Consider the following 25,882-nt stretch of genomic DNA (forward strand, 5'->3'; position numbering starts at 1 on the left):
CATGCCCGAAGCCCTGGTGCCCCCCGCAGACTGGCTGCTGGAAGTAAACAATCTGTCCTGTGGCTACGGCGGTGATTCCGTCGTCAAGGACGTCAGCTTTGCCCTCAGCCACGGCGATATTGGCTGCCTGCTGGGCCCCAGCGGCTGTGGCAAGAGCACCATTCTCCGGGCACTGGCCGGCTTCCTGCCGATTTCCCGGGGTGAAATCCGCCTGCAGTCACAGGCCATCAGCTTGCCCGGGCGGGCACTGCAACCGGAAAAGCGCAAGATTGGCATGGTGTTCCAGGACTATGCCCTTTTTCCGCATCTGAGCATTGCCGATAACGTCGGCTTCGGTCTGAAGTCATTAAGCAAAGCGGAACGTCGACAAAAGGTCATGGAGTTGCTGAACCTGGTGCACCTCCAGGACCTTGCAGACAACTATCCCCACGAGCTGTCCGGCGGCCAGCAACAACGGGTGGCCCTGGCCCGGGCACTTGCACCAGAGCCAACACTGATCCTGCTGGATGAGCCTTTCTCCAACCTGGACACGGATCTGCGCCGCCGGCTGAGCCTGGATGTGCGGGAAATCCTCAAGACTCTCGGCATCAGCGCCATCCTGGTTACCCATGATCAGCAGGAAGCCTTTGCCATGTGTGATCAGGTGGCGGTTCTCCGGGACGGGCAGATTCAACAGTGGGATGTGCCCTACAACCTCTACCATGAGCCGGCGAACCGGTTCGTGGCCAGTTTTGTCGGGCAAGGTGGGTTTATTCCCGGCAAGGCCCTGGGCCCTGACACCATAGAATCGGAACTGGGCGTCATCCATGGCAACCGGGCCTACAAATGGCAACCAGGCACCCTGCTGGACGTCCTGATCCGGCCGGACGACATTGTTTTCGATGAAGACTCAGAGCTGAAGCCAAAGGTGGTGGAAAAAACCTTTGCCGGAACCTCCACGCTCTATCGTTTCCGGTGTTCAGAAGACACTGAATTTGAGGCCCTCTTCCGGAGCCACCTGGACTTTAACCTGGGTGAGCAGGTACCGGTCCGGGTGGAGGCTGATCACCTGATCGCCTTCGAACGCACCGGCCACTGAACCTCAGTGATTACAGACTCGCTCAACAGCATCCAGCCAGCCGGCATAGAGTGATTCCCGCAGCCCCGGCGCCATATCCGGCCGGAACTGGTGCTCGCATTCCCAAAGCGACGTAATCTGCTCCAGGCTATCGAAAACCCCGGTCTGCAAACCCGCAAGATATGCGGCCCCCAGCGCCGTGGTTTCAGTCACGCTCGGCCGGTCAACCGGCACATTGAGAATGTCCGATAAAAACTGCATCACCCAGTCGTTCACAGCCATACCTCCGTCAACTCGCAGCGATTCCAGTCGGGCGCCATCGTTGCGAATGGCGCGCACCAGGTCTTTGGTCTGATAGCACACCGATTGCAAACCCGCCGTGACAATCTCGGCAATGCCGGTATCCCGGGTCAGCCCCAGGATTGCACCCCGGGCGTTGGGGTCCCAGTGCGGGGCCCCCAGGCCGGTGAACGCGGGCACCAGATACACCGGATTATTCACACCGACCGTCGCCGCATGCTCCGCCGATTCCCGGGCATGGGAAATCAGCCGAAGCCCATCCCTGAGCCACTGCATGGCGGCACCGGCAACAAAAATACTGCCTTCAATGGCATAGCAGGGTTTGCCGTTGAGGCGGTAAGCTACCGTCGTCAATAACCGGTTTTCAGAGCGCAGGGCCTGCTGGCCGGTGTTGAGCATCAGGAAACAGCCTGTGCCATAGGTACTCTTGGCCATTCCCGGCTCAAAACAGGCCTGGCCGATCAAAGCGGCATGCTGATCACCGGCAATACCGGCAATCATCACCGAAGCGCCCAGACATTCGGGTTCCGTCAACCCGTACTCAGCTGCACTGTCGAATACCTCCGGCAACAGAGCAGCAGGCACCCGAAACAGCTTGAGCAGCTGCGGGTCCCATTGCTGTGTATGGATATTGAACAGTGCAGTGCGGGACGCATTGGTGGCATCGGTACGATGGTGCTTGCCGCCGGTCAGATTCCAGAGCAACCAGGTATCAATGGTGCCAAAGGCCAACTCACCGGCTTCCGCGCGCTGGCGGGCACCGTCAACATTGTCCAGAATCCACGCTATCTTGGTGGCAGAGAAGTAGGGATCAATCAATAATCCGGTGCGGTCAACCACCAGGGATTCATGGCCATCCTGGCGCAACTTGGTACACCAGGACGCGGTACGGCGATCCTGCCAGACAATGGCGTGATGAATCGGCTGCCCCGTCGCCCTGTCCCAGATCACAGTGGTTTCCCGCTGGTTGGTAATGCCGATGCCTGCGAGGTCAGATGCCTTGATCTTGCCGTTGTTCAGCGCTGCACGACAGACCGCCAGCGTACTGTCCCATATTTCCATGGCATCGTGCTCAACCCAGCCATCTTTGGGGAAGTACTGGTGAAACTCCTGCTGGGCAACGGCCACCTGAGCGCCTTTGTCATCAAACACGATGGCGCGGGAACTGGTGGTACCCTGGTCTATGGCAAGCAGATATCGGGACATCAAAACCTCCTGTTGTTTTCAGGAGATTCTAACAGGACGGGGATCGAGCGGTGTGACGCGGCGCGGAAATAAAAAAAGGGCCGGAAAAACCGGCCCTCAAATGACGAATGAAACAAGGAAAGTTCGTAAGAACTACAACCTCAAAAGTCATCCCTTACGCTTTGAAGTATTACCCAGGGCTGCGGAGGGTTCAGTTGTGGTTGTGTAGAGCTTTGTTACATCAGGTGAGGTACCGAGCACTGGTTCACAAATCCGGGTCTGCGGGCTTCAGGCGCGGCCAGACCAGGCTGAACCGGGCTCCGCCCAAGACATCACTGCGGCCCACAAACGCCTGCCCACCGTGCCAGTACAGAATCCTGCGAACAATGGACAGGCCCAACCCGTAGCCGCCTGAGGTACGGGTACGACTGTCATCTAGCCGGGCAAAGGCGGTGAACACTTTTTCCCAATCCTGTTCCGGAATGCCCGGGCCATCGTCTTCCACATCAATCCGGCAATTATCTTCATCCAGGTGGCAACTCACCTGCACACGGCCTGCGGCATAGCGCGCGGCATTGCCGACCAGGTTCTGAATCGCCCGGTGAATGTAACGAGGTTCCATATCGGCCTGTGCCCAGCGCTCCGAAGCTTCGTCAATCTGACACTCAATGTCGACTCCCTCCCGGATAAGCCGCTGTTCGGAGACAACCTGCCTGACTATATCCGTGACCGATCCCTCCCGGAGACTGAACACCGGCCCGCCCTGCTCCAGCCGGGCATAGGTCAGGATCTCGTCAATCAGTTCGTCGAGCTCCTGGATGTCGCCATCAATGCCCTCGAGCTGCTTTTCAAGCACTTCCTGAGTACTACCGGATTCAATCATCTGGACGCCGAACCGGATGCGGGCCACCGGCGTTCTCAGTTCGTGGGAAACCGCGTGAATCATTTCCCGCTGCACCTGCACCAGGCGCTGGATATGTTCCGCCATTCCATTGAACGAAGTCCCCAGCCGGGAAACGAGCGTGCCCTGCTCGGATTCCACCCGGGCTCCCATCTCTCCCCGGGCAATACGAATCGCTACCGACTCAACCTTGCGCAGATGACTCTCTACAAAACGCAACGCAAGAAACAGGGCCACTGCCAGCACGCCACCGACAACAGCGGTCAGCAGCAAGATAATCGGCCAGCCCCAGGGATTGAAGGGGGGAGGCAATGTCACCACAACCAATGCGCCTTCCGACAAACGAACCAGCGCCCTGGCACGGTTATCACCGTGTTCAAAAATCGCCAGCCCGGTGTCGCCAAGCCGCTCAAGCGCCTGCTGATCCGGCAGATCCTCGGTCTTCTGAACCAGACGGATATCGAGATTCAGAGACTCTGCCAATTGCTGCGCCACATCCGCACGCTGAGCCGCAGGGCTGGTATCCAGATGCCAACGCACCATCAACGAGATTGCCCGGGCCAGATCCCGGTAGGGTTGCTCCAGATGTATGCCGAGCACCTCGCCCCCGAGACCAAGGACATAATAGCCATACCCGCTATCGGTTGACTGCGCCACCACCTGGCCATAGCCCAGGCGCTCAAGCGCAACCCGGGAAAGCCCGAAGTCGGCCGCAACGCCACTGTGCAGACCAAACATCGGGGCCATCCAGTGATACTGACTGAGCGGATCCGGGGCCGCTGCCAGCCAACGCATAACCGGTGTCATGGCCTGCTCATGCCAGTATTGTTCGCGAACGGAGTTGATGCCGTTAAACAGCAGGACGCACACCAGCACGACCGCCGCCGCAATGGCCGCAATACGAGCGTAGGCTTTCAGGAAAAATTTCAGGGACATCGGGCCAACCCTGGTAACCGGCGTTGCCACCTTCGGGGCGGCAACGCCTCAGGCGCGATCAGGCTTCCTTGACGAACAGGTAGCCCTTGCTGCGAACGGTTTTGATACGGCGCGGGTGGATGGGATCGTCACCGATTTTCGGGCGGATCCTGGACACGCGAACGTCAATGGAACGATCCTGCCCATCGTACTCGATGCCCCGGAGTGCGGTGAAAATCTCTTCCCTGCTCAGCACCCGCCCGGCATTACTGGCCAGCAGCCAGAGCAGGTCGAACTCAGCACTGGTGAGGTCGATACTTTCGTCACTTAACCAGGCTTCACGCATGGAACGATCGACCACGAGGTCGTTGAACTGCAAACGCACCGGCTCCTCCCCGGACGTCTCCTGCCCACTAACGGGCGAGGTTTCTACCCGGCGGAGCATGGCACGGATGCGGGCGAGCAGAACGCGCGGTTGGACCGGTTTGCCAATGTAGTCATCCGCGCCCATTTCCAGGCCCAGGACCTGGTCCAGGTCGTCTGTCCGGGCGGTGAGCATAATAATGGGGCCATTGAAGAACGGCCGTACCCGCCGGCAGATAGACAGACCATCTTCGCCAGGCAGCATCAGATCCAGAACCACAAGATCAGGCTGCTCGTTGCGGATCCGCTCAACAGCGGCTCCCCCGTGGGTTTCCAACGACACTGTCAGGCCATTGTTCTCAAGGTACTCGCGGGTCAGATCCGCAAGCCGCTCATCGTCCTCTACGATCAGGATTCGCCAACTCTCGTTTGTTTGTTCCACGCCATCCATCTCTGATTATTTTATTCCGGTTTCAGGGTTGTACACCCGACGATACAGGCAACGTTCAGTTACAGCAATTATACATGCTATTCAGAAATATACATGGAACCGCCAAAGGGTTACAGCCTGTGACACATATCCGTTTTCCTGAAAACGGTCTCGCACTGTCACAGAGACGTCACCCCGGCGTCACCCATCTGTCATACCCGCTTCATAGCCTTGACCTGAAACAGAAACACAGAGGCCAAGCCATGACTGCAACCACCGCGAGCCTTCAACCCCGCCGGGGCCGTAACCTGAGCACCGAACTGATCCGTGACCCGGAGCTCATAGAAGCGGCGCAGCGCCTGCGTTACCGGGTATTCTCCGAGGAGTATGGCAGCGATCTCGGCGCCACAATCCCGGGTATTGATGCCGATGCCTACGATGCGGCATGCGATCACCTGATCGTCAACGACGCAGACACCGGTGAACTGGTGGCCACCACCCGCATACTTCACCAGGACGATACGGCTTCCGTTGGCGGCTTCTACTCCCGAGGCGAGTTTGATCTCGCGGCTCTGGAAGCCCTGCCCGGAACACTGGCTGAACTCGGCCGCACCTGCGTGCACCCGGACTACCGCAATGGCGGCACCATCACGCTGCTGTGGTCAGCGGTGGCGGAGTACCTGGTGCAGCGCAACGTTACCCATCTGATCGGCTGCGCCAGTATCAGCATGGCCGACGGCGGGGCGAAAGCCTGGCATGTGGCCCGGCTTCTGCAACAACAGCATCTGTCTGAGCCGCATTGCCGGGTAACGCCAAAGCGCCAACTGCCACATCTTGCCCATCCGGAATCAGAACGCTCTGTGGACATACCGCCCCTGATCAAGGCGTACATGCGCCTGGGCGCAAGGGTCTGTGGCGAGCCTTGCTGGGATCCTGAATTCCGCTGTGCCGACATGCTGGTGCTGCTGGAGGTCAGTAACCTGGCCGGCCGCTACAGCCGGCACTTCCTGCGTCGCCCCGCCTGATTCGGAGGATTGCCGATGAGCTGGCTTCGACTGAGCTTTCGCTTAGCAATGTTTGCAGGCTTCCTTGTCGGAGCCTGCGCGCTGGCGGCTTTGCTCCGGATCTCCGATCTGGCCAGGACCAGACCGGTGGACAGGAATCCCTGGGCCACAATCTGTTTTCGGAAGGCATGTCAATGCCTGGGCTGGCAGGTTCAGGTTTATGGCCAGCCCTGCCCGGAAAACGCCCTGTTTGTCGCCAACCACATCAGCTGGTCAGACATCCCGGTTCTTGGCAGCATCACGCCCATGCGGTTTCTGTCAAAAGCGGAAGTAGGTCAATGGCCGGTGATCGGCTGGCTGGCCCGGCAGGCCGGCACGCTGTTCATCAAACGTGGCGGCGGTCAGGCCAGAGCTATCAAAGCCAGTATCGCGCAATGCCTGCAGGCTGGAGAATCGGTAATGGTCTATCCAGAGGGAACCACCAGCACCGGGGTAGCCGTATTACCCATGCACGGACTGTTGATGAGCGCCGCCCGGGACAGCAACACGGCCATACAGCCAGTGTCCATCGGTTATCGGCGAGAACGGCGCCCTGACTCACTGGCGCCCTTTGTGGGCGATGACAGTTTCCACTGTCATCTGTTCAGGCTGCTGCGACAGCCACCGGGGCAGATCATCGTAATACTGCATCCGCCCCTTGGACCGGATCCGGGTCTATCCCTGAATGAGCTGACCGGGTGCATACACCAGCAGATCAGCCAGGGCCTCGCCCGCATTCACTCGGGCGAGTTCGACCAGGTACCCGAACGCCCTCTCAGAACAGCGGGCGACCCTGAGCTACCTCGTCTTCAGTAGCCTCGCGACGACCCACGATTTCCAGATCAAAATAGAGAGTGAAACCGGCCAGAGGGTGATTGGCATCCACTTTGACCAGGTTGCCGTCGATCGCCACCACCTGTACCACCTGGGCCTGATCACCGGAGTTAGTCTGGAATTTCATGCCCACATCCAGGTTTTCAATGCCCTCAAAGAGGGAACGGGGCACCTTGCGCACCAGGTCCTCGCGGTATTCGCCGTAGGCCATCTCCGGTGGCACGGTCACTTCCAGGCAATCACCTACGTTTCGGTCTTTCACCGCCTCCTGAATGCCGGCAATGATCTCGGGGCTGCCGTAGATAAAGTGCAGAGGCTCGCTGCCTTCAGACGTATCCACCAGCTCACCGATGCGGTTCTTGAGCACGTAATGGACGGTAAAAACATCCGGCCGGGTGTTCGGGTTATCGGCTTGCATCAGCTGTTTTCGCTTCCTGTCTTTGTCGCGGGTTCAAGTTGCTGCAGGCCATGTATCACCAGTTTGCGATCCAGCTTCTCCCGAATGCCTGAGGGGTTGTTCAACCCCATGCGTTCGAGCAGCACCGCGTACTGGCCAGTATCGTCTTCTGCCCGGATGGCCTGCCAAAGGGTCGCCAGTTTACCACGGGGAGTAGCGGTTGCGGCTTTCAGTCCTTTAAGGGCTTTCCCCAGGGTCAGCTCCTCATCGGTAAAATCCCGGCCGAACGGGAACGCCGGGAACCAGTCGCCCTTACCGGGTGCAGCCAAAGCCTGGCGAACCGACGCCGGCGTATTGTTCTGCCAGTCCGCAGGCAAGCGGAAATCGTCACGGACCTTGCCCGCCTTCTGGGCCTGTTTCAGCAAATCCGCCTGGAAACGGGAATCGGCAATACGGATCAGCGCCAGGAACACATCTTCGTCGGACCGCCCCCGCAAATCGGCAATGCCGTACTCGGTGATCACAATGTCCCTGAGATGTCTTGGAATGGTGCAATGGGCATAGTTGAAGACAATGTTGGACACTACCTGCCCACCAGACATGCGGGTGGCTCTGAGAGCCAGGATGGAGCGCGCCCCGGGCAACTCATGGGCCATCGAAACAAAGTTGTACTGCCCCCCCACACCACTGACCACGCGACCATCATCGAGCCCATCTGACACTGCCGCGCCATTGAGGGTGTACATCATCGCAGAGTTGATAAACCGACCGTGCAAACGCTGGGCGGCTTTGAGCTTCTGATCTCCGAAACGGTGATCGTAAAGGTGGTTGATGAAATTGACACTGGTCATGCAGATCTTGTCACGCTGCTCTGGCGACAGATCTCTCAGAGCCTGGTAGAAGGCCTCCGGCCCCACGTAGAAGCCCCCGTGCATGGCAATACCACCGATGAGCCTTGAACCAAGACCCAGGGCCGCCAGCGCCTCACGGGTCTGATCCTGGCTGAGGTCTGCTTCTACAGCGTGATCTTCACTCAGGCGCAGGCGTCCGCCACGGAATTCCACTGTGTCCCGCAGAATGCCGTACTGAATCAGCCAGTTGACATCCCGCGCCCGCAATGGCGAGTCGATCAGCCCTTCCCGGACCAGCACATCCAGCATGTCGAGCGACGGCGTCAGGGTAATCTCGCCCCGGTTGATCAGAGTCTGCAAACCGGCATGATCAAATACTTCCCGCTTCAGGATGCCCTCCTGCATCAGATACAGGAAGCCATCCACCATCATTTCACTACAGCCATACAGGCCGGTCTCGAACGTACCGGTACCGCCGCAGCTGTCAACCACAGGGAACCTGGATCCCACATCCAGGTGGTCATAAACTGCGCGCCAGGCATCATTGTGCTTGTGGCGCAGAATGGCGTTGTGAACCAGCGAGGCTCCCAGTGAACCGATGCCAACCTGAAGGGTTCCGCCATCCTTCAACAGGCAGCTGGCGTAGAATCCGATGAGGTGATCAGACGGACTGATGGCCATCTGAGGAGCCGAGAATAACGGATAGTCTGTCGATGGATGACTGAAGAGAAGATCAAACTGCTGTTCCTCGACGGCTGCATGATGGCCAAACCAGGGCAGGTACTGATTGATTTCAGCCACCATGGCCACCGGTACGCCCTGCTGTTCACGCTCCCGCAGCAGCGGCAGGATATCGAGTGACAGGTCCGGGTTACAGCTAAAGCTCACCTGGCCCGGAAAGCCATTGGGCTCGCCTGGGGAAACCATCTGCCCCACCACATTCACACCCTGCGCCATCAGATCGCGAACGGCATGGGTGTAGTTGGTGCATACATAGTTTCGCTGCTGGTTGCGATTGTTCAGGTAGCTGCCAGCTTTGAAGAAAAATTCAGACACCTGGACATTGCTTGGCAAGCGGTTATTGGCGACATCACGGGCATAGGCCAGTTCCGGAATATCGCCAAACAGGCGCTTGGCGAAGGGCCCCATGAAACGTTTTTCCAGTGAAGAACTGCCCTCAGGCGCTAACAGGGAGAGCGCGGTCACAATATGCAGCTCAATGTCCGGATCATCCTTGGCACGCTGATAGAGCGCATTCACAAACCTCACCGGCTTGCCAAGACCAAGCGGCAAGCCCAGGGTAATGCGCTTGCCAACCCGTTCAATCACCCGATCAACACACCGTTCTGCGTCGTCGCAATAGACTCCGTTCTCTGCTGCCATTACCGGCTCCTCGTCGCTTGAGAATCTCAATTAAGGTGGATGATCACACGGCAGATTCAAGCTGACAATGCGTCAGGTCATGACATTTTGACAAAGCGGATGTCGGGAGAAAGATGGCGGGCACGCCAAGGAACAGCGGTCAGAACTTCCAGCGCAGGTTCAGGCAGGCACCTTCGTTCAACAGGGCGATGCCGTGGTCAGGCTGAGCCGGATCGGAAGCATAGGTCTTTTCAGCAGTGCGGGAGCGGCTGAGGCTCAGGCTGAGCAGACGGGAGCCGATAGCGGTAAGTGCATCGCTGCGGTCGTCTTCATAATCGCCGGACATCCATTCCTGAAGTTCGTAAACATCCTCCGCCGTCGTCATTTCGTCGCGCTCGGCCATCATGCGCTCGGAAAGCATCGGTTCCGACAACATGGGCTGCGCAGCGTCAGCCCGCATCGCAAAGGCGACGCTATTCAGGGCTAGGAGGACGACGAACAGGCGAAGAATCATGGCAACAGGAAATCCGGTATCGACATTGGCTTTATGTAATTCACAGTACCAAAGTCTAATGATTGCGACGAAGATTGGTGTGATTTTGCACACAATTTCGCCAGCGTTCCGTCGCCTGGCACCAGCTTTTTTGTCAATAAATGATCACTTATATTGCAGTATGTAACGACCCTGCCGCTGGTCGGAGCGGCAGGATCGCACCTGGCTACTGCAAGCCCTTATGCATACAGTCTTCAAGGGCAGGGATAGGTGAACTCGGCATGGATCGCCTCGATGGCGGACACGAGGTCGGGGCTCAGAGTCACACTGGCTGCCCCGATGTTCTCCCTGAGCTGCTCCATGGTGGTTGCGCCAATGATGTTACTGGTTACGAACTCCCGACTGTTCACCCAGGCCAGTGCCAGTTGGGCCGGCGTGAGACCATGTTGGTGAGCCAGCTCAACATAGGCCCTCGTGGCGTCCGCCGCCCGGTCATTGGTATAGCGACTGAACCGCTCGTACAGAGTCAGCCGGGCCTTTTCCGGCCATTTTCCCCCCAGGTATTTGCCGGTCAGCATGCCAAAGGCCAGCGGTGAATAGGCCAGCAGGCCGGTGCCTTCACGATGGGCAAACTCCGCCAGCCCCGCTTCAAAGGACCGGTTCAACAGGTTGTAGGGGTTCTGGATAGAGACCACCCGGGGCCAGCCATGCTGCTCCGCCAGGCGCAGGTACTGCATCGTGCCCCACGGTGTCTCGTTGGAAAGCCCGATGTGTCTGACCTTTCCTTCACGAACCAGTTCATCCAGTGCCTCCAGTGTTTCCTCAATGGGCGTCATCTGCTCATCGGGATTGCGGTCATAACCAAGCTTGCCAAAAAAATTGGCGCTCCGGTCCGGCCAGTGCACCTGATAAAGATCGATGTAATCCGTCTGCAGGCGCTTGAGGCTGCCCTCACAGGCAGAGCGGATATGCTCCCGGGTCAGCCTCGGCCCCCCGCGCAAATACCCGAGACCATTACCCGGCCCGGCCACCTTGCTGGCGATCACCAGATCATCACGCTGGCCACGGCGGGCCAGCCAGTTGCCCAGATACTGCTCGGTCAGCCCCTGGGTTTCTGCCCTGGGTGGCACTGGATACATTTCAGCGGCGTCGATGAAATTGATGCCCTGCTCCATGGCATAGTCGAGCTGCTGAAAGGCTTCCTGCTCGCTGTTCTGCTCGCCCCAGGTCATGGTTCCCAGGCAGATCAGGCTGACCTCGATATCTGTAAAGCCAAGTTTTCGCGTTTGCATGGAATCTCCTTGCAATAGGTCGATAAGAGACGGGGTATAAACACGTAAACGGAATGTCACGGAGTTGTCGCATTTCTGTCATGGCATCTTTCCATAGTAAAGGCATGACAGCAGAACCTTCAGGAACCCCCGTGACCGAAGCCCAGTTGACCGAACGGCGACCGCAACACATTACCATTGTTTCCGAGACGTTTCCGCCGGAAATCAATGGTGTTGCCAACACCATGCGGCACCTGTGTCAGGGGCTGATGCAACGGGGCCACCATGTAACCGTGGTGCGCCCCCGGCAGCCCCACGAACAGAAAGGACTGTTTGAGAGTACCGGGAGCGGGTTGTTTTCCACCGAACTGGTGGTTAATGGCTTGCCTCTTCCCGGCTACGCAGATCTGCGCTTCGGTACCGCCCGCCCCTCGAGCCTGAAAAAGCTCTGGCAGAAACAGCGGCCCGACGGCATCTATGTGGCAACCCAGGGGCCACTCGGCGTGGCGGCCGTGAACGCGGCTCGCAGCCTCGCCCTGCCTGTCAGTTCCGGGTTCCATACCAACTTCCATCAGTACTCTCGCTATTACGGAGCGGGCCTGCTCGAACGGTTACTGTGTGCCTACGGTCGCTGGTTCCATAACAGAACAGCCATCACCCTGGTGCCTACCGGTCGCATGCAGCGGGTGACCCGGGACATGGGGATCACCTGCACCGACCTCTGGAGCCGGGGCGTGGATTGCCAGCGCTTCACCCCCCACAAACGCGACCAATCCCTGCGTCGGCAATGGGGGCTGCACGACAACGAACGTGCCGTACTCTATGTCGGGCGCCTGGCTGCGGAAAAAAACCTGCGCATGGCTGTTGCCTGCTTCGAGCGTATCCGCGGCCTGCATCCTAATGCCCGCTTCGTGCTGGTAGGGGATGGCCCCATGCGCCGCTCCCTGGAAGACCGGCACCCGGACTACATATTCTGTGGCACCCGACGGGGTGAAGATCTGGCCCGGCACTATGCCTCCGGTGACCTGTTCCTGTTTCCCAGTAAAACCGACACCTTCGGCAACGTGGTGCTGGAAGCCATGGCCAGCGGACTGGGCATCGTCGCCTTCGACGATGCGGCAGCCGCAGAACATATCCGACATGACGAAAACGGCATGAAGGCTGAACTGACAGACGACGAAGCCTTCGTCAATCACGCCCTGAGACTGGCCGACCAGCCCTCACTGTTGAACCGAGTCCGCGCCCAGGCTCGCCTGGACGCTCTTGAATTGAATTGGAGCAGCCAGATCGACCAGTTTGAACAGCTGGTTTTAAACCAAACTGCACAGGCCCGATACCATGGCATTAACAAGCAAGGCATCTCGCTTCTTTGAGTTGGCAGACCAGCGAGAATTCGCGGTCTGCCAGGCCATTAACCGCAGCGTACGATTCCGGCCAATTCTGGGGTATTTCCGAGTCGTCAGCCGACTTGGCGACGGTTGGTTCTGGTACGCACTGATTCTCTCACTGCCTTTCTACGCCGGGGACTCTGGCCCGGCCCTGGCACTTCAAATGGCGCTTACCGGGCTCACCTGCACACTGACCTACAAGGCCCTGAAGCGCTGGCTGATCCGCGAACGGCCTTTTATTTCGTTTCCGGTTATTAACTGTGCAACGCCGCCACTGGACCGGTACAGCTTTCCCTCCGGCCACACCCTGCACGCGGTGTGTTTTCAGGCCATGCTGTTCGTTGCGCTCCCGGCCCTGGCCTGGTGTGTGCTTCCGTTCACCTTGTCAGTGGCGGCATCCCGGGTCATTCTCGGGCTCCACTACCCCAGCGATGTCCTGGCCGGCGCCTTGATTGGTGGCACTATGGGCTGGGCCTCTATGCAGTGGCTGGCCGGATGAGCCCAACCCAGGCAGTTGCCGCATTCTGGTCTACACTGATTCCGGAGAATCCTGCCGGAGTGAGTCATGAACACAAAGATCCTGCTGGTCACCGGGGCCGCAATTATTCTGGCGCTGGCGCTCCTGTGGCCGACCAATACCCCGCCACCCGAGTTACCGCCAGCCGGAAACGCTCCGGATACCGCTTCAGATCCGGCCGAGGCCCCCCCGCCCTCTTCCGATGCCCTGTCACCAGAACAACAGGCGCTGCTGGACAACCCCAAGGTCAAGGCCTACGCCCAGCGGCTTGAATTTGAAGATGACCTGCACGATTTCTTTGCCAACGCCCCATCTCTCCCCGAACAGGAACGCCGGGCCCTGGCCGATGCCCTGCAAGAGCGTATGAACGAATACGAGGGATCTGTGCAGATGAGTGCTCCGGAAGCCGCGCTAATTCAACTGGCGATGATCCAGATTCTGGAGCCGGATGAGGAGGCAGCAAAAGCCGCCGCACAGCAACTCATGGACCGGTACCGGGCTGAATCCGGAGCCAGACTGCAGGCCTGGCTGGACGAACCCAGGCCGGACTTCGAACGCTACAAAGCCCGGGAAAAGGCGATTGTGGAAGAAGTGATGGCCATGGATGATATTCTCGGCGGACTGACCCGGGACCAATACCTGCGCGAGCGCCTTCAGGAAGCTCGGGTAGAGGCCATGGGCCGGTCCGCCGGCAATAATCAGAGCAACTGATCCAGCGACCAGTACAACAGGTTGAACGGTTTATTGTAATCGGCCACCGTATCGGTCTCCGAGGCCTGCATCACCGCTCCGCTGCCATTCATCACGTTATTGACGAAATCCCCCAGTTCCAGGCCCAACTCCTGAATATCCGAATTGGCGAACTCGATAATGGACGTGCAGTGACTTTCATTCACGTCCCGAAACATGGGCAGGTAATAGCCGAAGTTATCCAGCCCGGCCAGCGTCTGCGTCAACCGTTCGGTGTCCACGGCCCACTTCTGATGCAGCAAAGCCTCCTTGGTGGCCTGATCCGGCGCATTCTCGATCTCCGGGAAGAAGCGCTCATAGGAATAGGAGGAGTAGTTCAGGTCCCGCCAGAAATGCGTATGCCCCATCCGGTCCTGTGGCAGCGCCGTCGCCAGCGCAGGATACAGGCTGCCGAGGTCATTCAGGTTCAGTGCCGGTAAACCGGACTTCAGGTAAGCCAGCGGGCCGTCCGGCTGGTCCAGCCCCCAGGATTGCCTGATGAAGCTCTGTAGCAGCACCGAAGGATACTGCTGAGGGTCGGCGCCAACCGGCGCACTGAAGGCAGGGCCTGAATCGTTGATCAGGAAACTTCGAGTCGGCGCCATGTCCCGCCGGGTTGGGTGATAGTTGGTCAAGCCACCAATGCCACCAGCACTGCAACCGGTCGCCAGCATCTGCCCGGGGCGTTGCAGGTTGTCCTTGAGCCAGCTGATCACCGCCCGGGTATTCCTCAGGCCGTTGTGATGCCAGATCAGAGGTTCCGCCTCGCCTTCAGGATCTTCATACACCGCCACCCGGTCACCGGAATAGATATCCCCCGTACAGTAGGGCACGTAGACCATGTTCCAGTTCTGGGTTTTTACCCGGGTCCAGGGATGCAGACGAACCACAAACGGGCTCACCAGGCTGGCGCCGGGATTCAACAGAGACATGTAATCATCCGGGATACCATCGGGATTACGAGCTCCCCGGATCCCGGTCTGGCCACTGCAACTCTCGTAATCCCAGCAGGCACCGCCACCTTCAAAATAAACCACGGTATTGGAAGTGTTCGGCACCCGGTTCACGAAGAACTTGTACTCCGAACCGTTACCGCATACAGCGCCGGTTTCCGGCGCCAGTGCGATGGTCTGCCACTGGTAGTAGGCCCCCGCCGAGAAATTCTCGTAGCCATCGGGATTGGCCAACAAAGGGTAGGCACCCTGGCGCTGATCCGATGTCACCGGATTATCGGCACCGGGCGGCGACACCAGGTTACCCAGGGTTCGCCAGAATCCATAATCCCCCAGCTCCGCCGATGCCGGAGCCGACAGCAACAATAACAACAAGCCCGCCAGCGCACCGGAGCGCCAGGGGCCACAACAGCCAGCTTTGTTCATTCTTGTTCTCCTGCGATTGTTGTTTCGGGGCGGGCGTGGCCCGCAACGCTTACAGCAGGATAGCGTCAACTAAAAGCTAGAGGTGACACACTGTCACGTCAAAGCGGCAGCCATACCGTTTTAACCTAAAAAAATGGCGGATATGCCCGCGGGGACCGAAGTCAGTCAAACAGGCGCAACTGGGTGACCGGAGCATCGTCATTGCGGAACCGGACACCCACTCCCAGCAGGCGAACCGGGCGGTCTTTGGGCATCAGCTCTTCGAGCAGTGGCTGGAAATCCACCAGGGCCGGCTCGGTAACGGACTCCCGAACCCGCTCCAGCGTGTGGGTGGAAAAATCGCTGTAGCGGATTTTCACGAACAGCTTGTGTATCGGCTTGTGCAGCCCCTTGCGCGAGAGGCGAAGATTGAGGTCGGCCACCAGGGCCGGCATCACGGTATCGCAGGCGCTCCGGTCAGGGAGGTCCTGGGAAAAGGTACGCTCGACGCTCACCGACTTGGCCACCCGCGACACCACAACGGGGCGATTGTCCCGGCCATGGGCCATTTCAAACAAACGATAGCCCTGTTTGCCAAACTTCTCGATCAACACGTCGGCACCCAGCGCCTGCATATCGCCACAGGTTTTCACACCCAGGGCGTGCAGCCGGGCCGCGGTCACCTGCCCTACACCGAAGAGCTTTTCCACCGGCAGCTCGCTTACAAAGTCGGCCACCTCCGGCGGCGTAATCACAAACAGACCATCGGGCTTGCGCCAGTCACTGGCAATTTTGGCAAGGAACTTGTTGGGGGCCACGCCGGCGGAAATGGTAATGCCGACTTCCCTGCTCACCCGCTCCCGCAGGTGCCGCGCCATCAAGGTGGCACTGCCCTTGAACGCGTCAACATCGGTCACATCCAGAAACGCCTCATCCAGGGACAAGGGCTCAACCAGATCGGTCATCTCCCGCAGTATCGCCATCACCTGCTGGGAAACTGCCCGGTAACGGCCCATGTCCGGCGGTACCGTGACCAGGCCGGGGCACAACCGCCGGGCTTCGCTGCCGGGCATGGCCGAACGCACGCCAAAAGCCCGGGCCCGGTAGTTGCAGGTGGTCACCACACCACGGCCGCCCTCGCCACCCACCGCCAGCGGAACATTCCGCAAGCTTGGGTCGTCACGCATCTCGACGGCGGCATAGAAGCAGTCGCAGTCCACATGAATGATCTTGCGCTGGGCCATAGGGGCGGGCTCACGTTAACAATCTGTACGTTTATACAGCCTTGTATCTTACGGTAACATGCCGAGAATGTCAGGAAATCCCGATAGTCCCGGCAAGCAACAGCGAGGCCCCATGAGCAACCCGATTCCCGAGTCTGAACGCACCGAAATCGAAGCCGCCGCCTTCCGGCGCCTGGTGCAGCACCTGCGTGAAAACAACGACGTCCAGAACATCGACCTGATGAATCTGGCGGGTTTCTGTCGCAACTGCCTGTCCAAATGGTATCGGGCCGAAGCGGGAGAGCGGGGGTTCGACATTTCAGATCCGGACGCCCGGGAAGAAATCTACGGCATGCCGTACGAAGAATGGAAAGCCAACTACCAGACCGGCCCCAAGCAGGATCACAAATAATGAATGTTAATGAAGCGGTTCGTATCCACCTGGCCTCAGTGCAGGCCGGTCATGCCGATTTCGACGACACCCTGAAACTGATCAATCAGTATTTCGAATTTCGGCCCACCGGTTTCAGCAACGGCCCGCTTCGCAACGAGACTGGCGAAAACGCTGGCTCCTGCCGGGTCTTCGGCCTGGGTCAGTACTGTAATCTGAGCGAGACCGACACCCTGCGCCTGTTCGCCCAACACTACGAGCAGGTGCTCGGCGACCCGGCCGGGGACAGCCATGGTAACATTCGCCAGTTTATCAGCACGGGCTGGTCCGGCATCCGTTTCGATGCCCCTCCGCTGCGCGCCCTCGGAGATGCCCATGCCTCAGACACCGGAGAACAGGTCCATCCATGAGCGATTCCGCAGCCACCGACACAAAACAGAGCTTTCAACTGAAGAGTGCCAGTGTTTCCCTGACCGCCCTTGAGCTTTACTACTTCGACAACGACGAATTTGAAGCCAATCTTCGGGACAAGATCAGCCAGGCGCCGGGCTTCTTCAAAGACATTCCGCTGATTATCAGCCTGGAGAAATATGAAGGCCTGGACAGCGAACTCGATTTTTTCAAGATGATCGGGACCTGCCGCCGCCACAACATCCATGTGATTGGCGTACGTGCCGCCAACGACGATCAGCGCCGGCTTGCCCGGGGAGCCTCCCTGGCATTGCTGCCCGGCGGCAGCCTGAAAGAAAAGCCGGCCCAGGAAGCCCCGGCACAAGCCGAACCGGAAGCGGCCGCTGCACCGGAGCCTGCAAACGAACCGGCACCGGCAAAAATCATCAATCAACCGGTTCGATCGGGCCAGCAGGTATACGCGCCGGAAGGCGATCTGATCATCCTTGCGCCGGTGCAGGCCGGAGCCGAAGTTCTGGCTGCCGGCAATATTCATGTTTACGGCCCGTTACGCGGACGGGCGCTGGCCGGCATTCACGGTGCCGAGTCTGCCCGGGTGTTCTGCCAGTCACTTGAGGCGGAGCTTGTGTCCATCGCCGGACACTATAAAATCTCCGAAGATCTTCAGGACATTGGCTGGAAAAGCGCTGTGCAGATCCAGCTCAGGGACGATGTACTGGTGGTGACGCCACTGGACAAGGCCTGATGTTGTGACAACCGATAACAACAGTTGAAACCATGACGAATCCACCGAGAAACAGGAACTGAACCTTGGCTAGAATCATTGTCGTTACCTCAGGAAAAGGCGGCGTGGGCAAAACCACCACCAGCGCCTCCATCAGCACTGGTCTGGCAAAGCGCGGCCACAAGACCGTCGTGATTGATTTCGACGTGGGTCTGCGCAACCTGGACCTGATCATGAACTGCGAACGCCGGGTGGTGTACGACTTCGTTAACGTCATTCAGGGCGAAGCAACTCTCAACCAGGCCCTGATCAAGGACAAGCGGGTAGAAACGCTCTACATCCTGCCTGCCTCCCAGACCCGCGAGAAGGAAGCTCTCACCAAAGATGGTGTGGAGAAGGTCATCAACGAACTGTCCGAAACCTTCGACTACATCGTGTGCGACTCCCCGGCCGGCATCGAACATGGCGCCCTGATGGCGCTCTACTATGCCGACGAGGCGATTGTCGTAACCAACCCGGAAGTCTCATCGGTACGGGATTCAGACCGCATCCTGGGCATACTGCAGAGCAAATCCCGGCGAGCGGAAATGGGGCAGGACCCAGTCAAGGAACACCTGCTACTGACCCGCTACAACCCGGACCGGGTAGAAAAAGGCGAGATGCTGTCGGTACAGGATGTTGAGGAAATCCTGGCCATTCCCTTGCTGGGCGTGATTCCCGAGAGCCAGATCGTACTGAATGCCTCCAACCAGGGCCTGCCGGTCATTCTGGAGGAGCAAAGTGATGCCGGCCAGGCCTATGAAGATGCCGTTGCGAGGCTGCTGGGCGAGGAACGGGAACACCGTTTCATGACGTCCCAGAAAAAAGGCTTCTTCTCACGGATGTTCAAAGGGGGCTAAGGGATGAGTTTTTTCGATTACTTCAGAAGCAAGAAAAACAGTACGGCCAGTGTCGCCAAGGAGCGACTGCAGATTATCGTGGCCCATGAGCGGGGCCAGCGTGAACAGCCGGATTACCTGCCCCAGCTACAGCAGGAGTTGTTGCAGGTGATCCGCAAGTACGTTCAGATCAGCGACGACATGGTACAGGTGGAGGTGGATCGCAATGACCACTGCTCCGTGTTGGAACTGAACGTCACCCTGCCCGAAAAGTGATGGCTACGCCCGGCTTACCACCGGGCAAAGTGGTCTTCCATCAATCCCCGTAACCCGTTTACGGGGATTTTTTTGCCGTTTTCATCCGCAACCGTACCCTGGAAAGTGCCCACAAACTGACGGAAATTGGAGGCAATAACCCAGGCGTTGAGCTTTTCCCGGCGCGCGCCGGAGGGCGCGAAACGGAGGTCAACGAGGCCATCGTCGGTGGTGACCCGCCAGTCCGCCCCGGGCTGATAGCGATCGAACTCGAATCGGGCCGGCCCCAGCAGAATGCGACGCCCGTCGAGCCACAGCGCATTCTCGGTCATCCCGGTCTCGTTCACACCAGCGGCCAGATTCAGCCCCACTGACACACCATTGTCGGCAACCCCAGCCAGACTGGCCCAGTTCCAGGCGGTTTCCCGGCGCATGAAGCCGCAGCTCCAGTCGATGGCTCCACGGCTAGACTCATCGCAACGCCAGACCATATCGCCCAGGCGCACTTCACCGTCCACCGTCAGTCCGGCCGATTTCCGGGTGAACACCCAGCCGTTGTATCCGGCCGGCGACACCAGCCGCAAGGGTTGTTCGGTGTCCCGCAACTCAAGATCCACCCGGATATTACCGGGCCCGCTCACTCTCACATTCCGACCGCCCGTGGCCGGTTCGATGGCCATGCTCAAGTCGCCTTTGCGGAACCGGGCGTAACCGCGTTCGGGATAAGGCTCTATGTTCGTGTTCCTGGCCAGAGGCTGTAAAAACGAATGCTCGAACATCTGTCCGCTCTCGAAATCGAACAGATAGAAAAAGCCATTACCAACCAGGTTCAGATCCACAATAGCCAGGCCAAACACCCAGCCCGGCGCCATCGCACTGACAAACTGGAACTGGTTGAAACGCCAGTGTCTGGCCAGGCGGGTCCGAGGCTTGTCCATCACCGTGCGCAGGTCGTAGTCGAGATAATTGATGGTGTCGACAGGGTGCTCCATCAGCCCTGGCGTTATTCGTCCGCGGGCATCTACCAGTTTCTGTGTTGTCATAATGTTCGTCAGATCAGGCCAATCGTGGTGTGCGTTGTGTAACTAAGCTACCTGGTTCACAAACCCCCGCATTCACAGGCGGGGGGCATTGCGCCCCGTGGTAGACTCGGCTCACTCTTACAACGGAAGTTTAGCCTATGACCACAACCAGAGCCCACGGCGTTAGCCGCCTGATTTCCGGCATTATGGGCCTGTTGATGACCTTGTCTGTGTCCGCCAGTGAAACCGGCCCGTTGCCATCGGAAGATGCCGAGGCCTGGTCACTGCGCAAGGAAGTGGACAATGTGCGGATATACACCATGGCGCGGGAAGGCTCGGGGTTCGAGGCTTTCAAGGCAGTAGCGGAACTGGACGTTCCTATCGAGAACCTGATGGCCGTCATGGTCAATCCGGAATCCTGTGAGGAATGGGTTCACAACTGCACCGAATCCCATGCCTTTGGGCAGGGGGACTTCCACGATCGCTATGCCTATTCGGTCAACGATATGCCGTGGCCGGTAGCCGACCGGGATTATGTACTGCGCATCCGTACCCGCGGCGACGCGTCCACCGGCGAGATTGTCATGGACCTCAACGCCACTCCCAACATGCGGGCCGAGTTCAACAGTCGCGTGCGGGTGGACCGCTCCGACACACTCTACCGGTTTACTCCCAAGGGCGACCGAACCCGAATGGTCTGGGTGCAGCACACCGAACCCAACGGCGCATTGCCCGGGTGGCTGGTCAATAGCCTGATTGTCGATATACCGGTCAAATCCATCCTCGCACTGGAAGCTGTCGCCAAACAGGATCGCTATCAGGGTTACCAGTTGCAATGGGGCGAAGACGGCACATTGCAGGGCGTAAGCCCGGAAGCCCGTTAACCCGACCCACAATGCAGGGGTGACGGCAGGCCACGGAACGGCTAAGCTTCATCAAAAGCACAGCAAACGGAAGATGCCCGCACATGAGTGTTCTCGCCCATGAGATCATGACCCCGACCATCAAGGCTGTCCCCCACAACTGGACTATGGATCGCCTCGCCAGGTTCCTCACCGACAACGAAATCACCGGCAGCCCGGTTACCGACGACAACGGCGACATCATCGGCATAGCCACCCTCAAGGACATTACCGAATTCCGTTGGAATGCCTCCCGTTCCGGCGATCAGCCCAGGCTGACCGAAGAGGAGCAGGAAGAGGCCCGGCGTCTGCGTATGGTCATCTTCAAAGAGATGGGCAAGGTTCCGGTTGAAGTCCGGGACATCATGACGCCCATTGTTTTGTCGGTTGACGAAGACACGCCAGTGCGAGACATTGCCAATATCATGATGCGAGAGCACCTGCACCGGATCTTTGTCACCCGGGATTCAAAAATCACCGGTATCATAACCACTTATGACATGCTGAAACTGATCTCCGACAGAGACCTGACGCAACGCTGCGCCGAGACCGACTGAGCCACCAGAGAGGTAGCGCCCCCTATGCCAAGAGCACCGCAAGCTCGCCGGAAAATGTATGTCCTCGACACCAACGTCCTGATTCACGACCCGAATGCCCTCCTGAACTTTGAAGAACATGATGTCATCATTCCGATGACCGTCCTCGAAGAACTCGACAGCCTGAAATCCGGCAAACAGACGGTTGCCGCCGACTGCCGCCAGGCCATTCGAAACATCGACAAACTGCTGGGTGATGCCAGCCCCAAGGACATCGAGAAAGGCGTGCCTATTCTGCGCGGCAAGAAAGCGGACCCACTGGGCACCCTCTCAATCATCATGAGCACCGAAGGTGCCGGCAATCACTCACTGCCGGAGCACCTGAACGACAACAAGATCATCAACACCCTCGCCGCCCTGCAGGCACGCCACAAGTCCCGGGATATCATCCTGGTCAGTAAAGACATCAACATGCGGTTAAAGGCCCGCGGCTTTGGTGTCGAAGCCCAGGACTACCACAACGACCAGCTACTTGACGACATTGACCTGCTGCCCAAGGGCTACAAGGAGTTCCCGAACTCGTTCTGGGACGGTATCGCCAAGGTGGAAACCATACAGCGGGAGGGAGTGACGGAACACCTGCTCAAACGCGAAGGGGAACTGACGAAACTGAACATCAACGAGTTCGTGATTGACGAGCAGGGCTTCATCGGCAAGGTCGTCGATATCTCCGAGGACCAGTTGGTGCTCAAGGATCTGCACCAGCATGACCTGATGAATGAAGAAGTCTGGGGCCTGGTGCCCAGGGATATCTATCAGGCCATGGCCCTGAACCTGTTACTGGACCCCGATATCCATCTGGTGAACCTGACCGGCTCGGCGGGTTCCGGTAAAACCATTCTGGCCCTGGCCGCCTGTATTGAAATGACCGTGGCCAGCAAACTCTACAAACGCATCATCGCGACCCGCTCCACCCAGGGCCTGGATGAGGATATCGGTTTCCTGCCCGGTACCGAAGCCGAGAAAATGGAACCCTGGCTGGGTGCGATCGTGGATAACCTGGAAGCTTTGCACGAAGACGATGAGAACATGACCGCCAGTGTCGACTACATCCTCAGCAAAGTGCCCCTGCACTTCAAATCCATGAACTACATCCGGGGCCGCAGCTTCCAGCACAGCCTCATCATCATCGATGAATCACAGAACCTGACCCCGCACCAGATCAAGACCATCATCACCCGGGCCGGTAACGGCTCCAAGGTGATATGCCTGGGCAACCTGGCGCAGATAGACACCCCCTATCTGAGCCCCCTGAGTTCCGGCCTGACCTACATGACTGAGCGCTTCAAGGGCTTCCGCCATGGCGGTCACATCCATCTGCAAGGCGTACCCCGTTCGGTACTGGCCGAGTTTGCCGAAGCCAATCTTTAGGCTTCAGTGCGCCCCCTGTTTGCGCCAGCGAGCCGGGGGCATGCCTGTCCAGCGTTGGAATGCCCGGTAGAAGGTACTGGCCTCTGCAAATCCGAGCGATAAAGCGATCTCTGCCAGGGACAATCCCGATTCCCGCACCGCTGCCAGGGCGAGCTCCCGGCGCACCTCGTCCAACAAGCTGTTGAACGTATAGCCCTGCGCCTCCAGCCGACGGGCCAACGTGCGTTCGCTGAGGCCCAACATCCTGGCCGCTTCTGCCCGTCGTGGAAGGTTTGGCCCCATCCGGGCGACCAGCCATTGTCGCAGATCCTCTGCCGACACAGCGCCCTTTTCCAGCGCCGCCAGCCGCCCTGCATTGTACTGTTCATGTACACGGGCAAGGGCCGGATCTGCCTGTGGTAAAGGCCTGTCCAGCACCTCATTACCCACCAGCAAACCACTGAACGCCTGCTCAAACTCCACCGGGCAACCAAACACCTCCCGGTACCCTGACAGTGGCCCCAGACGGGCCTGACTGAATTGCACTCGCACAGGCCCAACCGCAGAACCGGCAATCCAGTCGGTCAGGCTGACCACGGCCGACAGCACGGCTTCAATCTGATGCGGACTGAACGCCAGACGCCCCTGCCGGGGGTGGTAGACAATCCAGGTGCCCTTGCTACCCGGTATCATCTGGAAGCGACCGCCATCAGAGATCAGCCGCTGGTATTTCTGGACCAGGGTGATGGCTTCGCGCAGCGTGGCGGCGCTCTGCATGGCGAAACTGACCGCATCAATACTGGCCGGCCGCACCCCGGCGCCAACTTTCAGACCAAACCCGGGATCCCGCGTACACTGCTCAGCGGCGTGCCAGAGACGGGTAATGAAGTCGATGGGCCATCGTTCGAGAGACAGGGCCCCGGCCGGCAGAGCAGCGGTTTCCAGCAACAGGTTCTCAGGAACGCCCAGATTCCTGGCGGCATCGATCACGGTATTGACCCAGCCCATCGATACGGTGGCTTCTAACGTCAATTATTATGGCCTCTGAAGTCAATTCAGAACCAATCATAGCGTTATATGGTCTGTAACAACAAAATCAAAAATACAATCCGGAAACGCACCATGGTGAAACCTGTTAGCTCAGACCTTTTGATTGCCGGCGGCGGCCTGGCAGGTATTGTCACCGCCCTGGAAGCGCTGCGGGCTGGCAAGTCCGTAACCATTGTTGATCGTGACAGCCCCGAACGCTTCGGAGGTCTGGCGTTGTGGGCCTTTGGCGGCATGATGCTGATTGACACGCCGCTGCAGCGGCGCATGAGAATCGCCGATTCGCCGGAACTGGCGCTGAACGACTGGCTGCGTTTCGGCGAACTGGACCCAAACGATGAGTGGCCTGTGCAGTGGGCCCGCTATTACGTTGAGCATTCCCGTACCGAGGTGCACGACTGGCTCGCTGACGAGGGCATCAAATTCATGCCGGCGGTGAACTGGGTGGAGCGAGGCCGGTTTGGCGATGGCAACAGCGTGCCCCGGTACCACATCACCTGGGGCACCTCCCGGGAACTGGTGCGCTGCATGGTCAATGCCCTGCACGAAGCCAACACCAGTGGCAGACTGGCCATTCATCACCGGCACCGAATGACCGCAGTCGACCATCAGGCCGGTGAGGTCTGCGGCGCCGTTGCCATCAACGAGGAAACCGGCGAAGAAGTGCGGTTTGAGGCTCCGAACGTGGTGCTGGCTATGGGCGGTATCAACGGCAGCCACGCCGAGTGCCGTACCAACTGGCCCAGACATCGTCCGCAACCGGACACCATGCTCAACGGTGCCCACCCGTTTGCCGATGGCAAACTGCACCACTGGGCCAAAGACCACCTGGGCGCGCGCATCACCCACGCAGGCGAAATGTGGAACTATGCCGCCGGCTTTCCCCATCCCTATCCGCATTTCCCGGGCCACGGTCTGTCTACCATACCGTGTAAATCCGCACTCTGGTTGAACCACCGGGGCGAGCGTATCGGGCCGGAGCCCCTGGTGACCGGCTTTGATACTCACTGGCTGTGCCAACGGGTAGCCGAACAGGAAAAACCCTGGACCTGGCACCTGCTGAACCGGCGTATCGCACTGAAAGAATTTGCCATCTCCGGCGCTGAACACAATGCCCGCATCCGGGACAAACAATTCCCGCTGTTCCTGAAAGAACTGCTGCTGGGCAACAAACCGCTGGTGAATCAGATGCTGAACGAAAGCCGTCACTTCCTGGTGGATGACACCCTGGAAGGGCTGGCGAAGAAAATGAACGCCCTGACCTGCTCTCTGGACATTGACGCTGCCACTCTGAAAGCCACCGCCGATGCTTTCGATGCCAATTTCAGCAAGGGCGATCAACTGAACAACGATGCCCAAATCCGCATGATCCGCCACGCCCGCCAGTGGGGGCCGGACCGGCTGCGCACCTGCAAACCGGCGCCTCTGCAGAAACCAGGCGCCGGGCCGTATATCGCCATTCACATGCAACTGACTACCCGCAAGAGCCTGGGTGGCCTGCGCACCGACCTGCAAAGCCGGGTAATGGATGCCAGCGGGCAACCCATCCGCGGCCTGTACTGTGTCGGCGAAGCGGCCGGCTTTGGCGGCGGTGGCAGCAATGGCAAACGGTCACTGGAAGGCACCTTCCTGCCCGGTTGCATTCTGACGGCGCGGGCTGCCGCCCGCTCCATCACCAAGGGAAACTGA

General features: G+C 59.0%; 26 protein-coding genes. 15 read left to right on the forward strand and 11 right to left on the reverse strand.

Annotation, left to right across the window (positions count from 1 at the left end):
- Position 1: 1 nt before the first annotated feature.
- Complete coding sequence (locus tag ARC85_RS08675; RefSeq protein WP_011785781.1) at positions 2–1,078, forward strand: ABC transporter ATP-binding protein; 1,077 nt, start codon at positions 2–4, stop codon at positions 1,076–1,078.
- 3 nt (positions 1,079–1,081) lie between these two features.
- Here the strand turns inward: ARC85_RS08675 and glpK are convergent, their stop codons facing one another.
- The 3 genes from glpK to ARC85_RS08690 all read right to left on the reverse strand — a co-directional run bounded on the left by glpK (position 1,082) and on the right by ARC85_RS08690 (position 5,172).
- Positions 1,082–2,563: a glycerol kinase GlpK gene (gene glpK / locus ARC85_RS08680; RefSeq protein WP_011785782.1), complete on the reverse strand. Its 1,482-nt coding sequence runs from the start codon at positions 2,561–2,563 to the stop codon at positions 1,082–1,084.
- 244 nt (positions 2,564–2,807) lie between these two features.
- Positions 2,808–4,379, reverse strand: a complete 1,572-nt coding sequence (locus tag ARC85_RS08685) for an ATP-binding protein (protein ID WP_014420734.1) — start codon at positions 4,377–4,379, stop codon at positions 2,808–2,810.
- A 58-nt stretch (positions 4,380–4,437) separates the two neighbouring features.
- Entirely contained in the window at positions 4,438–5,172 is a 735-nt protein-coding gene (locus ARC85_RS08690) for a response regulator (RefSeq protein ID WP_011785784.1), read from the reverse strand.
- A 242-nt stretch (positions 5,173–5,414) separates the two neighbouring features.
- Between ARC85_RS08690 and ARC85_RS08695 the strand changes: the two genes are divergently transcribed.
- Together ARC85_RS08695 and ARC85_RS08700 are read left to right on the forward strand one after the other, a co-directional pair.
- The gene (locus ARC85_RS08695) at positions 5,415–6,176 is read left to right on the forward strand and encodes a GNAT family N-acetyltransferase (RefSeq protein WP_014420733.1); all 762 of its coding nucleotides are present in this window, start codon (positions 5,415–5,417) and stop codon (positions 6,174–6,176) included.
- A 15-nt stretch (positions 6,177–6,191) separates the two neighbouring features.
- Complete coding sequence (locus ARC85_RS08700; RefSeq protein ID WP_222448387.1) at positions 6,192–7,010, forward strand: lysophospholipid acyltransferase family protein; 819 nt, start codon at positions 6,192–6,194, stop codon at positions 7,008–7,010.
- Here ARC85_RS08700 and ARC85_RS08705 read toward each other — a convergent pair.
- The 4 genes from ARC85_RS08705 to ARC85_RS08720 all read right to left on the reverse strand — a co-directional run bounded on the left by ARC85_RS08705 (position 6,970) and on the right by ARC85_RS08720 (position 11,423).
- A complete protein-coding gene (locus ARC85_RS08705; protein ID WP_222448386.1) occupies positions 6,970–7,446 on the reverse strand; it encodes an FKBP-type peptidyl-prolyl cis-trans isomerase in 477 nt (158 codons plus the stop codon). The genes ARC85_RS08700 and ARC85_RS08705 overlap by 41 nt on opposite strands.
- Complete coding sequence (locus ARC85_RS08710) at positions 7,446–9,659, reverse strand: acetyl-CoA hydrolase/transferase C-terminal domain-containing protein (RefSeq protein WP_011785788.1); 2,214 nt, start codon at positions 9,657–9,659, stop codon at positions 7,446–7,448. Before ARC85_RS08710 ends, ARC85_RS08705 begins: the two co-directional genes overlap by 1 nt.
- Positions 9,660–9,798: 139 nt before the next feature.
- Entirely contained in the window at positions 9,799–10,152 is a 354-nt protein-coding gene (locus ARC85_RS08715; RefSeq protein ID WP_011785789.1) for a hypothetical protein, read from the reverse strand.
- Between the two features lie 233 nt (positions 10,153–10,385).
- On the reverse strand, positions 10,386–11,423 hold the full coding sequence (locus tag ARC85_RS08720; protein WP_011785790.1) for an NADP(H)-dependent aldo-keto reductase: 1,038 nt from the start codon (positions 11,421–11,423) through the stop codon (positions 10,386–10,388).
- A 104-nt stretch (positions 11,424–11,527) separates the two neighbouring features.
- Between ARC85_RS08720 and ARC85_RS08725 the strand changes: the two genes are divergently transcribed.
- The 3 genes from ARC85_RS08725 to ARC85_RS08735 all read left to right on the forward strand — a co-directional run bounded on the left by ARC85_RS08725 (position 11,528) and on the right by ARC85_RS08735 (position 14,018).
- Positions 11,528–12,775 (forward strand): glycosyltransferase family 4 protein, encoded by a 1,248-nt coding sequence (locus ARC85_RS08725; protein WP_286714740.1) that lies wholly within the window; start codon positions 11,528–11,530, stop codon positions 12,773–12,775.
- The gene (locus tag ARC85_RS08730; protein ID WP_011785792.1) at positions 12,741–13,289 is read left to right on the forward strand and encodes a phosphatase PAP2 family protein; all 549 of its coding nucleotides are present in this window, start codon (positions 12,741–12,743) and stop codon (positions 13,287–13,289) included. The genes ARC85_RS08725 and ARC85_RS08730 overlap by 35 nt, the downstream gene beginning before the upstream one ends.
- Positions 13,290–13,355: 66 nt before the next feature.
- Positions 13,356–14,018, forward strand: coding sequence for a hypothetical protein (locus ARC85_RS08735; protein ID WP_286714717.1), 663 nt, complete (start codon positions 13,356–13,358; stop codon positions 14,016–14,018).
- Here the strand turns inward: ARC85_RS08735 and ARC85_RS08740 are convergent.
- Both ARC85_RS08740 and dinB read right to left on the reverse strand, forming a co-directional pair.
- Positions 14,006–15,415, reverse strand: coding sequence for a pectin acetylesterase-family hydrolase (locus ARC85_RS08740; protein ID WP_286714718.1), 1,410 nt, complete (start codon positions 15,413–15,415; stop codon positions 14,006–14,008). The genes ARC85_RS08735 and ARC85_RS08740 overlap by 13 nt on opposite strands.
- Before the next feature lie 161 nt (positions 15,416–15,576).
- Positions 15,577–16,638, reverse strand: coding sequence for a DNA polymerase IV (gene dinB / locus ARC85_RS08745; protein WP_286714719.1), 1,062 nt, complete (start codon positions 16,636–16,638; stop codon positions 15,577–15,579).
- Positions 16,639–16,750: 112 nt separating this feature from the next.
- Between dinB and ARC85_RS08750 the strand changes: the two genes are divergently transcribed.
- The 5 genes from ARC85_RS08750 (at position 16,751) to minE (ending at position 19,297) form a co-directional block, all read left to right on the forward strand.
- Complete coding sequence (locus ARC85_RS08750; RefSeq protein ID WP_011785796.1) at positions 16,751–17,029, forward strand: DUF1244 domain-containing protein; 279 nt, start codon at positions 16,751–16,753, stop codon at positions 17,027–17,029.
- Entirely contained in the window at positions 17,029–17,418 is a 390-nt protein-coding gene (locus ARC85_RS08755; RefSeq protein ID WP_011785797.1) for a HopJ type III effector protein, read from the forward strand. Before ARC85_RS08750 ends, ARC85_RS08755 begins: the two co-directional genes overlap by 1 nt.
- Positions 17,415–18,164, forward strand: coding sequence for a septum site-determining protein MinC (gene minC / locus ARC85_RS08760; protein WP_014420726.1), 750 nt, complete (start codon positions 17,415–17,417; stop codon positions 18,162–18,164). The genes ARC85_RS08755 and minC overlap by 4 nt, the downstream gene beginning before the upstream one ends.
- A gap of 65 nt (positions 18,165–18,229) precedes the next feature.
- Positions 18,230–19,042 (forward strand): septum site-determining protein MinD, encoded by an 813-nt coding sequence (gene minD / locus ARC85_RS08765; RefSeq protein WP_011785799.1) that lies wholly within the window; start codon positions 18,230–18,232, stop codon positions 19,040–19,042.
- Positions 19,043–19,045: 3 nt separating this feature from the next.
- Positions 19,046–19,297: a cell division topological specificity factor MinE gene (gene minE / locus ARC85_RS08770; protein WP_011785800.1), complete on the forward strand. Its 252-nt coding sequence runs from the start codon at positions 19,046–19,048 to the stop codon at positions 19,295–19,297.
- A 14-nt stretch (positions 19,298–19,311) separates the two neighbouring features.
- Here the strand turns inward: minE and ARC85_RS08775 are convergent, their stop codons facing one another.
- A complete protein-coding gene (locus ARC85_RS08775) occupies positions 19,312–20,319 on the reverse strand; it encodes a DUF2804 domain-containing protein (RefSeq protein ID WP_286714720.1) in 1,008 nt (335 codons plus the stop codon).
- 137 nt (positions 20,320–20,456) lie between these two features.
- Between ARC85_RS08775 and ARC85_RS08780 the strand changes: the two genes are divergently transcribed.
- From ARC85_RS08780 to ARC85_RS08790, 3 genes are all read left to right on the forward strand, one after another.
- A complete protein-coding gene (locus ARC85_RS08780) occupies positions 20,457–21,182 on the forward strand; it encodes an START domain-containing protein (protein ID WP_199452146.1) in 726 nt (241 codons plus the stop codon).
- An 83-nt stretch (positions 21,183–21,265) separates the two neighbouring features.
- On the forward strand, positions 21,266–21,757 hold the full coding sequence (locus ARC85_RS08785; protein ID WP_286714721.1) for a CBS domain-containing protein: 492 nt from the start codon (positions 21,266–21,268) through the stop codon (positions 21,755–21,757).
- 24 nt (positions 21,758–21,781) lie between these two features.
- Positions 21,782–23,167: a PhoH family protein gene (locus ARC85_RS08790; protein ID WP_502688011.1), complete on the forward strand. Its 1,386-nt coding sequence runs from the start codon at positions 21,782–21,784 to the stop codon at positions 23,165–23,167.
- Positions 23,168–23,170: 3 nt separating this feature from the next.
- On the opposite strand, the gene ARC85_RS08795 is transcribed toward ARC85_RS08790, so the two are convergent.
- Positions 23,171–24,178, reverse strand: a complete 1,008-nt coding sequence (locus ARC85_RS08795) for an AraC family transcriptional regulator (protein ID WP_286714722.1) — start codon at positions 24,176–24,178, stop codon at positions 23,171–23,173.
- A 90-nt stretch (positions 24,179–24,268) separates the two neighbouring features.
- Here ARC85_RS08795 and ARC85_RS08800 point away from each other — a divergent pair, with 90 nt between their 5' ends.
- Positions 24,269–25,882 (forward strand): FAD-binding dehydrogenase, encoded by a 1,614-nt coding sequence (locus ARC85_RS08800; RefSeq protein WP_286714724.1) that lies wholly within the window; start codon positions 24,269–24,271, stop codon positions 25,880–25,882.

Origin of the sequence: Marinobacter sp. tcs-11, assembly GCF_002049515.1 — a bacterium.
Lineage (GTDB): Bacteria > Pseudomonadota > Gammaproteobacteria > Pseudomonadales > Oleiphilaceae > Marinobacter > Marinobacter nauticus.